Source organism: Neptunomonas japonica DSM 18939 (genome assembly GCF_000422765.1).
GTDB lineage: Bacteria > Pseudomonadota > Gammaproteobacteria > Pseudomonadales > Balneatricaceae > Neptunomonas > Neptunomonas japonica.
In genome coordinates this window covers 129,296-146,613 of sequence record NZ_KE383916.1, presented here as the reverse complement: position 1 = coordinate 146,613, position 17,318 = coordinate 129,296, and the positions used below count along the sequence as shown (strand labels likewise).

Annotated in this window: 19 protein-coding genes; all 19 read right to left on the bottom strand. The window is 44.1% G+C overall.

Annotated features, from left to right (window positions below; genetic code table 11):
• Positions 1–262, bottom strand: a 262-nt coding sequence (locus tag G511_RS24970) for a hypothetical protein (RefSeq protein WP_211224942.1), incomplete at its 3' end; no start/stop codon positions are given.
• Positions 263–268: 6 nt separating this feature from the next.
• Positions 269–1,042, bottom strand: a complete 774-nt coding sequence (locus tag G511_RS0119885; protein ID WP_028471206.1) for a ParA family protein — start codon at positions 1,040–1,042, stop codon at positions 269–271.
• A 100-nt stretch (positions 1,043–1,142) separates the two neighbouring features.
• Complete coding sequence (locus G511_RS0119880) at positions 1,143–2,330, bottom strand: protein-glutamate methylesterase/protein-glutamine glutaminase (protein WP_028471205.1); 1,188 nt, start codon at positions 2,328–2,330, stop codon at positions 1,143–1,145.
• Between the two features lie 26 nt (positions 2,331–2,356).
• A complete protein-coding gene (locus tag G511_RS0119875; RefSeq protein ID WP_028471204.1) occupies positions 2,357–4,411 on the bottom strand; it encodes a chemotaxis protein CheA in 2,055 nt (684 codons plus the stop codon).
• Positions 4,412–4,424: 13 nt separating this feature from the next.
• Entirely contained in the window at positions 4,425–5,237 is an 813-nt protein-coding gene (locus G511_RS0119870) for a protein phosphatase CheZ (RefSeq protein WP_028471203.1), read from the bottom strand.
• Positions 5,238–5,259: 22 nt separating this feature from the next.
• Positions 5,260–5,646: a chemotaxis response regulator CheY gene (gene cheY, locus G511_RS0119865; protein WP_028471202.1), complete on the bottom strand. Its 387-nt coding sequence runs from the start codon at positions 5,644–5,646 to the stop codon at positions 5,260–5,262.
• A 108-nt stretch (positions 5,647–5,754) separates the two neighbouring features.
• On the bottom strand, positions 5,755–6,465 hold the full coding sequence (locus G511_RS0119860) for an RNA polymerase sigma factor FliA (RefSeq protein WP_028471201.1): 711 nt from the start codon (positions 6,463–6,465) through the stop codon (positions 5,755–5,757).
• A gap of 24 nt (positions 6,466–6,489) precedes the next feature.
• Positions 6,490–7,305 carry a MinD/ParA family protein gene (locus G511_RS0119855; RefSeq protein WP_036552544.1) on the bottom strand — a complete coding sequence of 272 codons (816 nt, stop codon included), beginning with the start codon at positions 7,303–7,305 and terminating at the stop codon, positions 6,490–6,492.
• Positions 7,306–7,321: 16 nt separating this feature from the next.
• Positions 7,322–8,782, bottom strand: a complete 1,461-nt coding sequence (gene flhF / locus G511_RS23500) for a flagellar biosynthesis GTPase FlhF (protein WP_051222272.1) — start codon at positions 8,780–8,782, stop codon at positions 7,322–7,324.
• Between the two features lie 39 nt (positions 8,783–8,821).
• Entirely contained in the window at positions 8,822–10,939 is a 2,118-nt protein-coding gene (gene flhA, locus G511_RS0119845) for a flagellar biosynthesis protein FlhA (RefSeq protein WP_028471199.1), read from the bottom strand.
• Positions 10,940–11,057: 118 nt separating this feature from the next.
• Positions 11,058–12,194, bottom strand: coding sequence for a flagellar biosynthesis protein FlhB (gene flhB / locus G511_RS0119840; protein ID WP_028471198.1), 1,137 nt, complete (start codon positions 12,192–12,194; stop codon positions 11,058–11,060).
• Positions 12,187–12,972: a flagellar biosynthetic protein FliR gene (gene fliR / locus G511_RS0119835; protein ID WP_028471197.1), complete on the bottom strand. Its 786-nt coding sequence runs from the start codon at positions 12,970–12,972 to the stop codon at positions 12,187–12,189. Before fliR ends, flhB begins: the two co-directional genes overlap by 8 nt.
• Positions 12,973–12,975: 3 nt before the next feature.
• Entirely contained in the window at positions 12,976–13,245 is a 270-nt protein-coding gene (gene fliQ / locus G511_RS0119830; protein WP_028471196.1) for a flagellar biosynthesis protein FliQ, read from the bottom strand.
• Between the two features lie 9 nt (positions 13,246–13,254).
• Entirely contained in the window at positions 13,255–13,992 is a 738-nt protein-coding gene (gene fliP, locus G511_RS0119825; protein WP_028471195.1) for a flagellar type III secretion system pore protein FliP, read from the bottom strand.
• Complete coding sequence (gene fliO / locus G511_RS0119820) at positions 13,989–14,414, bottom strand: flagellar biosynthetic protein FliO (protein WP_036552542.1); 426 nt, start codon at positions 14,412–14,414, stop codon at positions 13,989–13,991. The genes fliP and fliO overlap by 4 nt, the downstream gene beginning before the upstream one ends.
• Positions 14,414–14,821: a flagellar motor switch protein FliN gene (gene fliN, locus G511_RS0119815; protein WP_156905262.1), complete on the bottom strand. Its 408-nt coding sequence runs from the start codon at positions 14,819–14,821 to the stop codon at positions 14,414–14,416. The genes fliO and fliN overlap by 1 nt, the downstream gene beginning before the upstream one ends.
• 25 nt (positions 14,822–14,846) lie before the next feature.
• A complete protein-coding gene (gene fliM / locus G511_RS0119810; RefSeq protein ID WP_028471192.1) occupies positions 14,847–15,827 on the bottom strand; it encodes a flagellar motor switch protein FliM in 981 nt (326 codons plus the stop codon).
• Positions 15,828–15,847: 20 nt separating this feature from the next.
• Positions 15,848–16,357 carry a flagellar basal body-associated FliL family protein gene (locus G511_RS0119805; protein WP_028471191.1) on the bottom strand — a complete coding sequence of 170 codons (510 nt, stop codon included), beginning with the start codon at positions 16,355–16,357 and terminating at the stop codon, positions 15,848–15,850.
• 82 nt (positions 16,358–16,439) lie between these two features.
• Positions 16,440–17,318, bottom strand: an 879-nt coding sequence (locus G511_RS24040) for a flagellar hook-length control protein FliK (protein ID WP_028471190.1), incomplete at its 5' end; no start/stop codon positions are given.

The window sequence follows — 17,318 nt, the reverse complement described above, 5'->3', positions numbered from 1 at the left end:
GCTCTGGCTCTGGCTCTGGCTCTGGCTCTGGCTCTGGCTCTGGCTCTGGCTCTGGCTCTGGCTCTGGCTCTGCTTCCAGTGTGCTCATTAACTCTGTATCTGCAAGCAATACATCATGAGAAATAGTTTCATCTTCTACGAGGTTCTTTTCATGATCCTGTTCAAGGTGACTCTCATCTTCCTCAGAAGGATCCAACAACAATGCCTCAAGGTATTCGAAAACTACTTGATGCTGACGACCGGCCGGGGGCTTCTTATCCATTAACAGTTACCTCCGCTGCTCTATTAAAGAGCGTAATAAGCGAGCATAGGCATGAACGCCTCGACTACCAGCATCTAGCGAAGAAGGCACAACCCCCTTCATACTAGCGTTTCTAAATTTCGTATCGACGGGAATAACCGCACTGGACAGCTCATCTGGGTAGCACTTATGAAGCTCCCTCAAACAGCTTACCGACGCTTGAGTTCTTCGATCATAAAACGTTGGGATAATTGTATAGTTCAACTTTTTCTTGCGAGCACGATTAATCATACTAATAGTTCGAACCATCCTTTCTAGCCCTTTAAGAGCAAGAAACTCCGTTTGCGCCGGAACAATCAAGTGGTGACATGCAGCCAACGCATTTACCATTAGCACACCTAATACTGGCGGGCTATCAATCAAAACAAAATCATAACGATCTTTAACATGACGCAAAGCTTTCGCAACCTGCAACCCCATCCCTTGATGATCGATTGCACGCCGCTCCAATGTTGCCATAGCTGTTGATGCAGGCATCAGCTGTATACGATCAACAGATGTGCTGCATAACAAGGAGTTAACTTGATTCTGCGTAATTTCATTCTGAGTAACAAAAAGATCATAGACACTATGATCTAACTCATCAGGATCATAGTGGAAATAACTAGTTAAAGATCCATGTGGATCAAGGTCAATCATCAAAACGTTGTAACCAACCTCTGCTAATAACCCAGCTAAAGTCACAACTGTTGTTGTCTTCCCAACACCGCCTTTTTGATTTGCAATTGCCCAAACCTGCATAGCATATTCCCGGTATGACTGTGTCTATTTCAAATGAGGATAACTGATGATATATCTATTTAATACAATGCATTACATTTAAAATCATAGAAATGCTTTTCTACTTACCACCACTCATTAACAACCTAGAAATATCATTTAAATCCAATATATCATCCGCAAGCCCTGCTTTAACAACTGCTTGAGGCATGCCATAAATAGTACAACTCGCTTCATTTTGAGCCCACATAACAGCCCCAGCCTGCTTGAGCAACCGAGCACCTTCTGCTCCATCAGCCCCCATACCTGTCAAAATCACTGCTAACACTTTATTTCCATAAGTTTTTGCAGCAGCAGCATAAGCGATGTCAACACTGGGACGATAGGTCAATCGCTCATCCCCTGGCAAAATCTTGATACGATCAGGCTGTCGGCTGTCAATCATTACTTGATGCCCCCCTGGTACTAATAGAGCGCGCCCTGCCTTCAATCTATCGCCATCTTCCGCTTCTTTCACTTCTATATTGCACTGTTGATTTAAACGTGAGGCAAAGACTGACGTAAAGGTCTTAGGCATATGCTGAACAAGCAATATAGGGTGAGGAAAGCTAGCAGGCAAGGCCGTTAGAATAGTCTGCAAGGCTGCAGGCCCTCCTGTAGAAGAACCAATTACAACAAGTTTACAGTTGGCAGGAAAGCTAGCGGCATGACTCGTTTTTCTTACAGGCGACGAGCGCGTCTGAATAGATGTTTTTAGATCTGTATTAGTTCGAGAAGATGACAAAACACTGCTCTTTGGCTCAACTCTTTTCGAATGAGTAGGACCGGACCCACTGAAACTGTGAATACTAGATGTTGCTCCAGCCTTCAACGGTTTAGCAATAAAAGCCGGCGATCTTCGTCGTCCACCTCTACTTTGCCCAAGCGCCACAACACGTTCGACTAATGTATTCTGCATTGCATTAGATTTATTAATCCAAGAACGAATATCTTTTGTTAGATAATCCGCAGCTCCCGCCTCTAAAGCTTGTAAGGTTACTTGAGCTCCCTCATGGGTAAGGGATGAAAGCATCAGAACATTAGTGGGATTGTCTCTCATAATAATCCGAACAGCGTCAATACCATTTAACAATGGCATCTCCACATCCATGGTAACAACGTCTGGTTTCAGCTGCTTAGTCAACTCAACAGCCTCACGACCATTAGAAGCAGTGCCGATAACTTCTAAGCGCTTATCGTTCGATAAGAAATCATTAATACGCTGTCTGAAAAAACCGGAGTCATCAACTATTAACACTTTTACCGGCATAGCAGCCCCTATTCAGACAATATTTACTAAGACGCGTAACGTTTCAGTAAATTAGGAATATCAATAATTAGAGCTATTCGACCATCACCAGTAATAGTTGCTCCTGATAATCCAGGAGTACCATGTAAAATAGTGCCCAAAGGCTTAATCACAACTTCTTCCTGCCCAACCAACTGATCAACTACAAAGCCAACTCGCAAAGTTCCTACTGTAAGAATAACTACATGTCCTTGCTCTGGAAGCTCGGCGTCTTGCTGCCCTTCAACTAGCCAGCGTTTCATATGAAATAAAGGCAAGGCCTGATCTCTAACAATAATCACCTGCTGACCATCTACTACATTAGTTTTTGTCAGATCAAGATTGAAAATTTCATTAACATTAACCAGCGGCAATGCAAAAGCTTGATTCTCCAACATCACCATCAACGTTGGCATAATCGCCAATGTCAGCGGAACTTGAATAGCAATTCGAGTACCCTGCCCTAAAACAGAGTCTATATGCAAAGTACCATTTAACTGTGTGATTTTAGTTTTAACCACATCCATGCCGACGCCACGACCAGATACGTCCGACACTTCTGTTTTTGTAGAAAAGCCTGCCTGAAAGATCAAATTGAAACATTCTTGCTCTGAAAGCCGATTAGCCGCCTCCTGATCCAGCATCCCACGATCAACCGCCAACTTACGCAGTTTTTCAGGATCCATTCCGGCACCATCATCCTGTATAATCAACAGAATATGATCACCTTCTTGTTCTGCTGATAACAAAACATGTCCTTCGCGCGCCTTTCCTGTTCCCTCACGTATTTCAGGAGATTCTATGCCATGGTCAACAGAGTTACGTACCAAATGTATTAAAGGGTCTGCTAGCGCTTCAACTAGATTCTTATCAAGGTCGGTTTCCTCACCTCGTAGCTCAAGGCGTATCTCTTTCTTCAAACTACGTGACAGGTCACGGATCAGACGGGGAAAGCGCCCGAACACTTTCTTAACTGGCTGCATACGGGTTTTCATCACGGACATTTGTAAGTCCGCTGTAACCATATCAAGAATACCCAGTGCTTTTGTCATTTCCTCGTCTTCACGAGCACCGCCTAAACGAACTAGCCTGTTTCGTACTAAGACCAGCTCTCCAACCATATTCATGATTTTATCTAATAAACGTGTATCAACTCGGACATTACTTTCTGTTACTACAGTTTTATTAGAAGACGCGGCTGCGGGTGCCGCTGCCGAATTTTTTGCAGCATTAGCAGGCTGCTCAACTATAGGCGCAGGCGTAGGGGCTGCCTCAACAGGCATAGCGGGTGTAGCATCCTCAGTACTTGCAAAGGCTCCCTGACCATGAGACTGCAATTCATCGAGTAAATTTTCAAACTCATCTTCTGAGATTAAACCGCTATCAGCTGTCTCTTTACTTTCAACTATTTCATGCCCAGTGGAAATTCCTGGAGCACCATCACCATGCAGATCATTAAGTAGCGCTTCAAACTCGTCTTCTGTAATTAGACCGTCATCTTCAACGATGGCCTCTGCCTCTGGAATAACATCATCCAGTAACATATCAAACTCATCATTAGCAGAATTCACACTGGAAACAGAAAGTACATCTGATTGAACAGGGTCCTCAACAGGTACTGCTGCATCAGGAGCAGCCATTACATCAAGAACAGACCCTTGTTCAGACTCAACTTTACCCGAAGCAAAATCTGCAAGTTTTTGTAACAATGCTGGAGAAGCAGCTTCAAGATTTTCACCCGCTCGGACATTACCAAACATTATATTGACGGCATCTAGCGACTGTAACACTACATCCATGAGCTCAGGAGTTACTTTGACACTCCCATTTCGAAGTAGGTCGAATAAATTCTCGGCCTTATGGCAGCAGTCCACCATTGCATCCAATTGAAGGAATCCAGCACCACCCTTTACGGTATGAAAGCCCCGAAAAATTGAATTCAAAAGATCGTTATCGTCTGGGGACTTCTCAAGATCAACTAACTGCTCAGATAGCTGTTCTAGTATCTCTCCTGCCTCAACAAGAAAATCTTCGAGAATTTCGTGATCAACATCCAAGCTCATTAGAAGCTCCTATTCAAAAACCCAAACTTGATAACAGATCATCAACATCATCTTGATCACAGGCCACGTCCGGATCATTTTTTCCCGCGAGTTGTGGCCCTTCTGCTTCAATTGGGTCTTTTTTAGCTTTCTGGTTAGTATTACTTGCTGGCTTCTCTACACTTAGGCCACTTATACGCTCAACTTTTGCCGCCATATCCATAAGTTGCACTAAGCTGCTTTCTACTTGAGTTACCAAAGTTATTACACGGCGGATAAGTTGCCCCGTGATATCTTGGTAACTTTGAGCAACTAATATCTCTGTAAGCTCAGCCCGCAAATCTTTAACTGTTTGTTCTGATTCTTTCTTAAGCTGGCAAGTACGGTCATATCCACCTCTCAACCCCTCAAACTCAGCTTCCAGCTGCCCTACCATCGATAACAGATCGGCAAAGCGTCCACTTTGCTCATCCATTTTATCGACTAACGCTAACGACTTATCGACACGATCCATGGTTTCATGAGAAGTTTTTTCAGTTAGTTCAATAACATAACCTAACCTTTCAGACGCATCGGCCATGCCTTGAATAGAGTCATCTTGTTCATCATTAGTCTCTCCCTGAACTTTAACATCATCAGAAAAAGACTTAATTGCCTCATGAAGACCCCTGGTCAGATACCCAACTTCATTATAAAAGGCCAAGTGCTTAACTTGCTGCAGGTCATTTATAATGGTCAGTGCACTGTTTAAATCACCACCCTCCAACACTGTAACCAGCTCAGACGCTTTTTCCTGCAGCAATGATTCAAAGCCATCCAATCCCCGATGCAAATCTGCTTCAGTCATAATTAGTGAGTTCCTTAACAGATTAACTTCCGATACGTTGGAAAATTTTGTCTATCTTTTCTTTCAAAACAGCTGCAGTAAATGGCTTAATAACGTAGCCATTAACACCGGCCTGAGCAGCAGCAATAATTTGCTCACGCTTCGCTTCTGCCGTAACCATCAAGATAGGCATACCAGCCAACTTTGGATCAGCGCGCACTGCTCGGACAAGGTCAATACCGGTCATGCCTGGCATGTTCCAGTCAGTCACAAGAAACTGCACACCACCTTGCTGCAAAATCGGCAAAGCCGTTTTACCATCATCTGCTTCAATGACATTATTAAATCCAAGATCACGGAGCAGGTTTTTTATAATACGTCTCATGGTAGAAAAGTCGTCCACCACTAGAATCTTGATGTCTTTTTTCAAGACAATATCCCCCAATTCAGAAGCATATGGATTAATGCACCCGATTTATCATTTAGCCTGATTAGAATTTAGACCATTTTTCAAGAAAATGGAGAGATAGAGAAAATTTTATTGCCATTCTCTCAATCGACCACGAAGTCGATGGGCTGCTTGACTATGAATTTGGCTCACTCGAGACTCGCTAACACCTAAAACCTCACCAATTTCTTTAAGGTTCAGCTCTTCATCATAATAAAGTGCAAGGACTAATTTTTCGCGTTCAGGCAAGGAGTCTATGGCATTTGCCAAAGCTAACTTAAAAGCATTTTTTTCAGTATGAGCTACGGGACTAGGCTCGACACCTGACAACTGCTCTCCAGGACTCTCACCATCAGAACTTGTCATCTCTTCAAAGCTAAATAAACGACTTTCTACTGAGTCTTTAAGCAGGTCATGATAATCCGAAACAGAGATCCCCATCTCAGTCGCAATTTCAGTATCAGTCGCATCTCGCCCTAGTGATGCCCCTAACGTTTGCATAGCCTGGGTAATACGACGGCTGTTACGATGAACCGAACGAGGAGTCCAATCACCTCGACGCACTTCATCAATAATAGAACCACGTATGCGAATACCTGCATAGGTTTCGAAACTAGCTCCCTTGGCAGCATCATATTTTTTTGCCGCTTCTAATAAGCCGATCATACCCGATTGTATTAGGTCATCCACAACCACACTTGCAGGAAGTCGCCCCATCAAATGATAGGCGATACGTTTTACGAGCGGCGCATATTGCTCAATAAGCTCATGGCTTGACGAAATTTCTAGCGGGTTATACATGGAGCCCCTTTCCAGACCCGAAATTTAAACACCCTGAACCAAGCGTTCCACAAAGAACTCCAAATGCCCTCGCGGAGCATCTTGGACTGGCCAGTCATCTACTTTCTTAGCGAGTTGCCGATACGAAATTGCTGCCTTGCATTTAGAAAATGCTTTCAAAACAGGTATTTGGCGTCGCACTGATTTCCTTACATGCTCATCATAAGGTATTGAGCCAACGTATTGAAGTGTTACATCCAGAAAACGGTCTGTGACAGTAGAAAGTTTATTAAACATGTTCCTACCTTCTACATCAGTGTCTACCATATTCGCCAAGACTCTAAATCGAGTCATGCGATAGTCCCTATTCAATAACTTGATAAGCGCATAAGCATCAGTAATCGAAGTAGGCTCATCACAAACCACCACAAGCACCTCTTGAGCGGCACGCACAAAGCTCACCACCGATTCAGAAATCCCAGCAGCAGTATCAATTACTAGCACATCGATATCTTCTGCAACTTCATTAAAAGCATAGACTAACTCTGCATGCTCGTGAGCACTAAGCGATGTCATTTCCTGAGTCCCTGAGCATGCGGGAACAATCTTGACATTATCAGTTACATCTAGCATTACATCAGTCAGTCGACATTCTCCAGAAAGCACGTCGCTAATATTCTTTTTAGGACGCAAACCCAACATAACATCAACATTGGCCAAACCAAGGTCCGCATCCATTAACACGGTTCGGCGCCCCATTTCACCTAAGGCTATCGATAAATTCACCGAAACATTCGTTTTACCAACGCCACCTTTACCACCGGTAACTGCGATAACTTTCACTGAGTGCTGCTTTTTCATCAATTATTATCTGTACTTAGCCGGCTGACGAAAGTTCAGACGCTCCTCCCGTTGAAGACAGCGCACGCTCACGCTCCCTTTCCAGTGTTTTTTGCGCAGTAATTACAGCTCTGCTCACGAGATCATTCCGTTGGGCGACTTCAATATCGTCCGGCACTTTTTGGCCATCAGTGACATATGCAATAGGCAGCGCTTTTTCTACCACCAAGCTTAAAGCCTCACCCAAGCTACCTGATTCATCCAACTTACTAAGTACACAACCATTTAAGCCAATACTCTGGTAATTATCATAAGCATCTTCCAATACTTGACGCTGACTTGAACAAGAAAGAACTAATAGCTTTTTGAGCCTTACAGAAACACTCGTAAGCATCTTTTTTTGAGCTTCACTAGGGCCTTCATGGTGACTCATACCCGCCGTATCAATTAATACTAGACGTTTTCCCCGTAACGACAACAATACATCTTCTAAGGGGTTATTTTCATCCACAACCCTGACAGGAACGTCTAAAATCCGCCCAAACGTTCTTAATTGCTCATGTGCTGCAATACGATAGGTATCAGTCGTAACAAGCGCCAAACTAGCACTACCATGCTGAAGAACATAACGTGCCGCTAACTTTCCAATAGAGGTGGTCTTGCCAACACCGGTAGGACCAACAAAGGCAATCATCCCGCCTCTATCGATATAATCTTCACTCATAACAGGCACGGCATCAGTTAGCTTTGACAAGGTGACTCGCCAAGCCTTTGCTATTTCAAGGTCAGCTTCAAGGCCGCGTGTAAGCTGAGTAATCAAGGTATTATTGAGACCTATTTTTTCGAATCGCTTAACCAGTTTATCAGCTACACCCAAAGGCGCGACCGACTTACGCTGTGCAGCCTCTTCAACCCAAACTTTTCGCGAAGGAACCTGCATTTGCTGCTCAAGCAACGATTTCAACTGCTGTATTTCTTGCTGCATACTCTCTATTGCAGCATTTTCTTTCTGTATAATCGTAGGCGCCGGCTTAACATCTATAGAAGGTACATCCTCTTCATCTAGATCGTCTAGAAATGTGGCCTTTCGTGCTTCTTGACGGCTTTTAAGCGACTCAAGAATTGTTTGTAAATCGTCTTCTTCATCCTGCTCAACCTGAAGGTTTCGCTTACCCTCTGCCTGATAAAGTGGCTCTTTTTCAACCTGATCATTGGCTTCTGCAATACGCAAACGCGCTTTTTTCAGTTCATCATCCAGGTCTTGCCTACTTTTATCCGCCGTAAGAATACGTACCTGCTCATCCTTACGCTTTTTCTTCTCGTAGTCTCGCTTAAACTCTGCCTGAGCTGCTTCAAATTCATGTTCATGCGCGGCAACAACCTCGACACCACCAGCCACCCGATGATTTGACACAATAACCGCATCGGGCCCAATTTCCTCTCTAGCACGCCGCATAGCTTGACGCATATCGGGGGCAAAGATACGTTTCACTTTCATAAACACCTCACCCGTGGCGAGCTACTAATTACTTCAACCTTAAGCATTTTGACCGCCTACAGTTGCCACAATAGTAATTTTTTTATTTTCCGGTATTTCTTGATAAGAAAGAACATGAATCAACTGTTCACTATAGCGTACAAATTTGGACATCAGCGGCCTAACAGGCGCCGCTACCAATAAAATCGAAGGTTGCCCTAACATCTCTTGCTTTTGAGCCGCTGCAATAAGTGAAGTCTGCAACCGTTCAGCCATACCAGGCTCAAGCACCATACCGCTTTCTCCCGCCTGCTGACTCTGCTGAACTGAATTAAGCAACAGTTGCTCCAACTGGGGATCCATAGTAATAACAGGGATCTCAGCTTCTGAACCGTTAATAGTTTGGACAATCAGTCTTGATATTGCCACCCGTACCGCTGCAGTTAATGCGACAGGGTCTTGAGTACGCGTAACAGCTTCCGATAAAGCTTCTGCAATACTCCTAAAATCTTTAAGTGGCACCTGTTCCATCAACAAACTTTGTAATACTTTTAAGAGACTACTAATAGACAGTTTTGCAGGAACAAGGTCTTCTACTAGCTTAGGTGAACCTTTAGCCAGCATGTCCAATAACTGCTGAACTTCTTCGTGCCCTAATAGCTCATGCGCATGACTTTGTAGTATCTGGTTTAAATGCGTTGCAACAACGGTACTAGCATCAACAACCGTATAACCTAGCGTTTGAGCTTGTTCACGCAAACTTAACTCAATCCACGTCGCATCCAGACCAAAAGCGGGATCCTTAACATCGACGCCTTTTAACGAACCAAATACCTGCCCGGGGTTAATCGCCAAATCACGATCAGGATATATTTCTGCCTCTCCAACAATAACTCCCATCAACGTAATGCGATAAGCACCAGGCATCAAATCTAAGTTATCTCTTATATGTACTGAAGGCACCAAAAAACCTAGGTCTTGAGATAGCTTTTTCCTAACGCCTTTAATCCTATTAAGCAACTGCCCGCCTTGCAGCTTATCGACCATAGGGATCAAGCGGTAACCCACTTCTAGTCCAATCATATCTACCGGCATAACGTCAGCCCAATCGAGCTCTTTATGCTCTCCTGCCGCCTCTGTATCAACAGGCAACTGAGCTTGTCTTGCCTCTTCACCAGCCAACGCCTCTGCTTCGGCTTGTTTTTTGAGAAGAAGCCACGCTCCTGCACCCGCAATAGCAGCCAATGATAGAAACGCCACATGCGGCATACCAGGCACACTTCCCATTACAGCCAAAATAATTGCCGCCACCGTAAGCGCTTTTGGTGAAGCAAATAACTGACTAAAAATCTGCTTACCCATATCTTGGGAGCTATTTTGTCTTGTCACCATAATAGCAGCAGCGGTTGATAGTAATAGCGAAGGTATTTGTGCAACTAGCCCGTCACCAATGGTTAACAATGCATAGTACTCAGCAGCCACGTCAAACGAGAGATCATGCTGAATCATACCGATCATCAACCCACCCAAAATATTGATAACAAGAATCAATATCCCTGCAACAGCATCACCTCTAACAAATTTAGAGGCACCATCCATGGAACCGTAAAAGTCAGCCTCTTGAGTAACATCCTCACGCCTTGCTTTGGCTTCTTCTTGATTAATCAGACCTGCGTTCAAATCTGCATCAATTGCCATCTGCTTACCTGGCATTGCATCCAAGGTAAAGCGAGCACTTACTTCAGAAATACGACCCGCGCCCTTAGTAACAACAACAAAGTTGATAATAACCAATATCAAAAACACAACAATACCGACAACATAGTTGCCGCCAATAACGACAGAACCAAAGGCCTCGATAACCTTACCGGCAGCATCTCCCCCCTCATGGCCATACAGAAGAACCACTCGTGTTGAAGCAACATTGAGCGCTAAACGCATCAGCGTTGCCACAAGCAAAATAGTAGGGAAAACAGCAAAATCTAACGGACGAAGAGCGTAAACACCGACAAGAAGCACGACGATAGACAGGGCAATGTTAAACGTAAACAGAACATCAAGCAGAAAGGTAGGCACCGGTAATGTAACCATTGCCAAAATAATCAGCAATAGAAAAGGAACACCCAGATTACCCCGGCTTGCACCGCGCACATTACCTAATAAAGCAGCTCTATCCAATACATTCTCACGTCAAAAAAACAGCACTCACGGCATAACGCCATTTATTTGACACAAAAACACCTAAAATCAAATAAACAGCCTACTTAACCGTATATTTGCAAGATTTAAGCCAAAACTAGTCACGTACATAGTCTTGCGGGATATCCATTTCACCATCATTCAATGGCAAAGGCTTTTCTGACTGATTAGCCTTATAGCGCTTCAACTGAAATACATAAGCAAGAACCTGTGCGACGGCCTTATAAAGCGCAGCAGGTACTTCTTGGTCAATTTCGGTACTGTGAAATAAGGCTCGCGCCAAAGGAGGTGTAGACAAGATTGGAACATCGTGCTCTTTAGCAATTTCACGAATCTTTAACGCAACAAAATCTGCCCCTTTAGCCACAACAATAGGAGCATCGCGCTCACCAGAGACATATTTAAGCGCAACGGAGTAGTGAGTGGGGTTAGTAATAATAACATCGGCAGTCGGCACATCTGTCATCATTTGACGCTGCGCTATCTCACGCTGCATCTGCCTAATCCTCCCCTTAACTTCGGGCTTCCCTTCCGTGTTTTTCATTTCATCTTTTACTTCTTGTAGAGTCATTTTTAACTTCTCTGCATAATCATGCAGCTGAAAAGGAACATCTATCAAAGAAATAATAATTAAACTGCTACTAATCACCAGAAATGCCCAACCAACCAACTCAGCAGAATGAGAAATAGCTACTCTTATATCCTGGCCACCTAAAGCAAAAAGCTCTGGCATAAGAAGCATCAGCACAGTAATAGCGAACCCGGTAACCAAAGCAAATTTAGCGAACGCCTTAGCCAGCTCCACCAAAGCTTTAACAGAAAACATACGCTTGAGACCCGCCAAAGGATTAAGACGACTCATTTTTGGCTGTACCGCCTGCGCACTAAAGTTCAGCCCTCCCAATGCCATAGGCCCAATCAAAGCAGCTAAAGCAACCATCACCATAAACCCCAACACAGCCCATATAGACTCAACAACAGAGGCCCCAAAATGGATCAACATCAGACGACTGTCAAAAAGCTCCTCTCTACTTAGCTCAAAATTCCCTGCCATCATTGCCGCTATTCGTTGCGCAGCACTGGCACCAAACAACAACATGGCTCCGGCAGCCGCCAACAACAACGCTGTAGCATTTAACTCTTTAGAACGCGGGATATCCCCTTTTTCTCGCGCCTCACGCAGACGCTTGGGGGTGGGATCTTCAGTCTTCTCCTGCCCTGATTCTTCAGCCATCAGACACCTCGATCAACTGACCTATTACACCTAACGCATGATCCGCAATTATTTCAAACTGCCCCAAAAAACCTGACAAACTTATCCATGTAATCAATAACCCCATCACCATTGTAAAAGGGAAGCCTATTGCAAATATATTTAACTGAGGGGCCGCTTTAGTCATAATACCAAAAGACAGATTAATCACTAACAGCGATGTAACAGCTGGTAGTGACATAAGCAACGCACCACTAAACATCCAAGTACCCGCCAAGGCTATATCCATAAATTTGATAGCCGAAAAATTCACTACAGTGACCGGAAGTATATCGAAGCTTTGCGTTACGACGTTCAACATCACCAAATGACCATTCATTGCAAGAAACATCAACATGGTCAACATGAGATAAAACTGCCCCAGCACAACGACCGATACACCGTTGACAGGATCGGTCATAGATGCAAAACCCAAACCCATCTGGTTCGCTATTAACTGCCCACCTACGGCAAAAATTTGAAACATAATATGTAACGCAAAGCCCAATATCGCACCAATCACTATCTGCTGAGCTATCAATATATAGGTTTGAAATGACAATCCATCAGCCACAGGCGGCACAGGAAGCACCGGCAACAGCACAACCGTCATCGCCAGAGCCAGCCCCAGCCGTATACGCATAGGTACCAGCTGCGTACCAATCATTGGCATTGCCATTAAAAAAGATGCGATACGAAAAAAAGGAAACAGGAAGGAAGACGCCCACTGCTCAAGCTCAAGCAAGCCTATATCTAACATAGGCTACCCAATCATGACTGGTATGCTTTCGAAAATTTTATGAAACTGATCAGTAAGCTTAGTCACCATCCAAGGCCCCATAAGCAAGATAATCAATAGAATCACCATCAAACGCGGCAGGAAGCTTAACGTCTGCTCATTGATTTGTGTTGCTGCTTGAAAAATAGCGATTAATAGACCCACAAGCAGACTAGGGACAACAATGACCAACACCAAAGTAATCACAAGCCAGATGGCTTCACCAAATACATCTAGCATTATCTGAGGTGTCATGCAGCACTCCTAGATTCCGAAACTGGCGGCAAGCGTACCTATAATCATAGCCCACCCATCCACCAAGACAAATAGCATAATTTTGAAAGGCAGTGAGATAATCACAGGGGAAAGCATCATCATCCCCATCGCCATCAATACACTAGCTACAACCAAATCTATAACAAGAAAAGGAATAAACAACATAAAACCAATTTGAAAAGCAGTTTTCAACTCACTAGTGACAAAAGCGGGCACAAGCACAGTAAAAGGCACTTGATCTGGAGACGCTATAGGTGGTGATTTTGAAATACGTAAAAAAAGATTCAGGTCATTTTCTCTCGTTTGATGAATCATAAAACGATGAAAAGGCTCACCTGCCGCCTGAATAGCACTCAACGTGTCCAACTCTTCATTTATATATGGCTGGATCGCCACTTTATTAACTTCTTCTAGTACAGGAGTCATAATAAAAAAAGTTAAAAACAACGCCAAACCTATCATCACCTGATTCGATGGTGATTGCTGCAAACCTAAAGCTTGACGCAATATAGCAAAGACAATAACAATACGCGTAAAGGACGTCATCATCATTACCATAGCTGGCAGGAATGTCAGCATACTCATCAGAAGAAGAATTTGAAGCGTTACACTGTAACTGGTCTCACCCGCCTCATTGGTCGTCAGATTAAACGCCGGTATTCCTACATCAGCAGCCATTGCATGCCCAGAAAACAACGCTAGCATAATTACGCATGCAAGCTTCATTCAGGACTCCCTGTCTTAATGCTTTGCTTTAATTTGTTTTCAAATTCACTATTAGACGCAGCAGCGATAACACGCTCAGGGAAGGACTCCAATAGTGATACGGAACCCGGAGCAACACCCAACAGAACCTGCCTATCACCCACCTCGATTAACACAGCCCTCTCGCGCGTACCAAGAGACAGAGATGAAACAATTTTCATTTTTTGATGTGATTGCTGAAGATTAGACACTCGACGTAAAACCCACGCAAGTATAAAAATAACCGCAATAACTAACGCCAAGCCTAAAAGCATCTGAATAATGGCTTGCGAAGTCAACACATCTTCTCGCATTGCGGTAGCAGGCACACTTTCTGCCGCCAAAGAAAGGCCCGGCAACAACAAAAACAAGAATTTAAGGTTTATCAAACAATAATTATTCATCAACGTAGATGCTTAATTCGCTCTTGCGGGCTAATCACATCGGTTAAGCGAATACCATAACGATCATTAACAACAACAACTTCACCATGGGCAATCAAGGTACCATTGATCATAACATCAAGCGGCTCCCCTGCTACACGATCCAACTCAACCACCGAACCTTGACTCAACTGCAGTAAGTTTCTAATTGAGATTCCCGTATTCCCTACCTCCATAGACAAGGTCACGGGTATATCCAGAATCACATCCAACTTAGGATCCGAGATAGGCACGGATTCATCTAAAAGCTCATCAAAATCTACCGATGCAGCAGCCTCTCCAGTTTGCTCCTCTAATGCAGAAGCCCACTCATCAGCCATTGCTTGCTGACCATCATCCATTTCGTTATTTTCTGTTTCTTCACTCATACAGGCAACTCTGGCAGTTTATGCATTATTCATGCTTAGCTATTTGGTCAACAATTTTAACGGCAAGATTGCCACGCGAGGTTCCCATTTTACAATTAAAAACAGGGACTGAGTTGGCTTTCAAGGTTAAGTTTTCAGGTATTTCTATGGGGATAATATCGCCCGGCTCCAAGGCCATCACATTACGTAGCGTCAATTCCCGCTTGGCAACACACAGATCCAACTTCATAGGAGCCAGTATAATATCGCGTCGCAATGCCTTGACCCAGCGGTCATCTTTCTCATCTTCAGAACGCTGAAAGCCCGAAACCAATAAATCTCTTATAGGCTCCAGCATAGAATAGGGCATGGTTATATGAAACTCACCCGCACCACCTTCTAAGTCGACCTGAAATGTACTCACAACCACAACTTCAGAAGGCCCAACAGCATTCGCCATTGCCGGGTTCATTTCGTGCCCAACTTTCTGAAAAGTTAATTCCATTACCGGCTTCCAAGCCTCAACCAGATCCATAAATAATAGATCTAGCGTCTTATAAACTAAGCGTGTTTCGGTGGGAGTAAAATCACGCCCTTCAATTTTTGCATGCCGTCCATCGCCACCAAAAAAGTTATCTACCAATTTAAACACTAATTTAGCATCCATGATAAATAACGCAGTACCTCGCAATGGGGCTACTTTTACTAAATTCATACTCGTTGGGACATAAAGCGTATGGATATAGTCACCATACTTCATGACCTGAACACCACCCACGGTCACATCTGTCGTCTTTCTCAGCAAATTAAATAAACTACTACGCGTAAAGCGAGCAAAACGCTCGTTAATCATCTCAAGCGTTGGCATCCTGCCACGGACGATGCGCTCATGACTAGCAAGATCATAAGGCCTAATTTCACCAGGCTCATACTCTTCTGGCTCTTCTACAGTTTCAACATCTCCGTCATCAACACCATGTAGCAGCGCATCAATTTCCTCTTGAGATAGTAGATCTTTAACCGACATTGATATTCAGTCTCCCGACTTTACTGCATCACAAAATCAGTAAATAAAATTTTCTCAACACCCGGTTTTCCAATTTTCTCCTGCAAAAAATCTTGCACCAACTGCGTGGATGCTTGACGCAGTTTTTCTTTACCTTCTATAGATTGCAACTCATCAAATGACTGCGAACTAAAAAGCTGATTCAGCCGAGAAACAATCAACGGCATATGCAAAGTCAATGCATCCACAACATCCTGCTCTCTACTTTTTGCTTCAACAAAAGTACGCAAAAAATGCCTTTTCCCATCAGTCGACTTGAGTGTCGCTACAAATGACGGCTTACCACCCAAAGTACGTACTTTTGAGTATATCGCGTCTTTACGTACTGGCTCAGCCGCAACTGCTGGTTCTTCAGCTGTATTCCCTAATAAAAAATAAGCAGCCCCTGCGCCCAGTAATGCAACAACCACAAAACCAATCGCGATAAAGATAATGAGCTTCTTCTTTGATTTCCCGCCCTCAGCACCTTCCGCAGCTATCTCTTCAGCCATCACAAACCCCTAAATTATTACGACACAACAACAAGATACAAAGCTATCCTTTAAATATAACATATAGATAGCTAACTATCGTCTATGCATAATAATCTACTAAAGATAATCCTACACTGCCTTTCTCTGCTAACCCAACCACCTCCTGTTCACTAGATGGTGAATAACTCCCGTCAGAGAGCAATTCTCTTTGCTGCCGCCCTTGATCAGATGACTGATCATTAACAGAAGACTCACCAAGATCCATACCCTGCTCAGCTAACATTTCCCGCAACCTAGGTAAACTCTGCTCAACAGCATCCCTGACACCCGCATTAGGCGAAGTAAAAGTAACACTAACTTGGTCCTGAAAAATTTGCAGTTTAACCTGCAAAGCACCTAATTCAGGAGGATCCAACTGCATGGTCGCGGTTTGCACTTGCTGACCTGCCGCCCATATAACACGTTCAGAAATCGCCTGCTGCCAACCAGGATGCATTGGAGGCATACCTACCGGCATCTGCATTTGAATGCTCGCTGTAGGCTTCACAAGTGTTGGCTGATGAGTCGACCCTAATGAATATATATCACTCGCCCGATCTCGTACTTGCATAGTAGCATCTGATGACTCTGCACTGCTGCCTTGTAAAAACATACTCCCACCTGCCGGCGCCTCCTTCTGCCCTATAGGCACTGCCGGCAACACTGCGGCTTGCTGACCAACCACACCACTTATGACAGGCTCCTGACGAGACCCATTAACACCAACAACGGGAGAAGATAAAGACACGCTATTATCACGACCCTGTTGCGAAGACTCCTTCTTCAAATCTGCACGCGACTCAGCAGCCACAACTGGCCGAGCTGTCGAAGCAATTTTCTCCGCAGGCATTACTTGAACGGCTTGCTCCGTTTGCAATGCTTGTGATACCGGCACCGTTTGAACTACCAGACCACTTTCTATCGCCTGTGCTGTCTGTAC

Coding starts and splice junctions, on each gene's coding strand:
- G511_RS0119885 (WP_028471206.1), bottom strand. CDS start 1,042: ATGCAGGTTTGGGCAATTGCAAATCAAAAAGGCGGTGTTGGGAAGACA.
- G511_RS0119880 (WP_028471205.1), bottom strand. CDS start 2,330: ATGCCGGTAAAAGTGTTAATAGTTGATGACTCCGGTTTTTTCAGACAG.
- G511_RS0119875 (WP_028471204.1), bottom strand. CDS start 4,411: ATGAGCTTGGATGTTGATCACGAAATTCTCGAAGATTTTCTTGTTGAG.
- G511_RS0119870 (WP_028471203.1), bottom strand. CDS start 5,237: ATGACTGAAGCAGATTTGCATCGGGGATTGGATGGCTTTGAATCATTG.
- G511_RS0119860 (WP_028471201.1), bottom strand. CDS start 6,465: ATGTATAACCCGCTAGAAATTTCGTCAAGCCATGAGCTTATTGAGCAA.
- G511_RS0119855 (WP_036552544.1), bottom strand. CDS start 7,305: ATGAAAAAGCAGCACTCAGTGAAAGTTATCGCAGTTACCGGTGGTAAA.
- flhF (WP_051222272.1), bottom strand. CDS start 8,782: ATGAAAGTGAAACGTATCTTTGCCCCCGATATGCGTCAAGCTATGCGG.
- flhB (WP_028471198.1), bottom strand. CDS start 12,194: ATGGCTGAAGAATCAGGGCAGGAGAAGACTGAAGATCCCACCCCCAAG.
- fliR (WP_028471197.1), bottom strand. CDS start 12,972: ATGTTAGATATAGGCTTGCTTGAGCTTGAGCAGTGGGCGTCTTCCTTC.
- fliQ (WP_028471196.1), bottom strand. CDS start 13,245: ATGACACCTCAGATAATGCTAGATGTATTTGGTGAAGCCATCTGGCTT.
- fliP (WP_028471195.1), bottom strand. CDS start 13,992: ATGAAGCTTGCATGCGTAATTATGCTAGCGTTGTTTTCTGGGCATGCA.
- fliO (WP_036552542.1), bottom strand. CDS start 14,414: ATGAATAATTATTGTTTGATAAACCTTAAATTCTTGTTTTTGTTGTTG.
- fliN (WP_156905262.1), bottom strand. CDS start 14,821: ATGAGTGAAGAAACAGAAAATAACGAAATGGATGATGGTCAGCAAGCA.
- fliM (WP_028471192.1), bottom strand. CDS start 15,827: ATGTCGGTTAAAGATCTACTATCTCAAGAGGAAATTGATGCGCTGCTA.
- G511_RS0119805 (WP_028471191.1), bottom strand. CDS start 16,357: ATGGCTGAAGAGATAGCTGCGGAAGGTGCTGAGGGCGGGAAATCAAAG.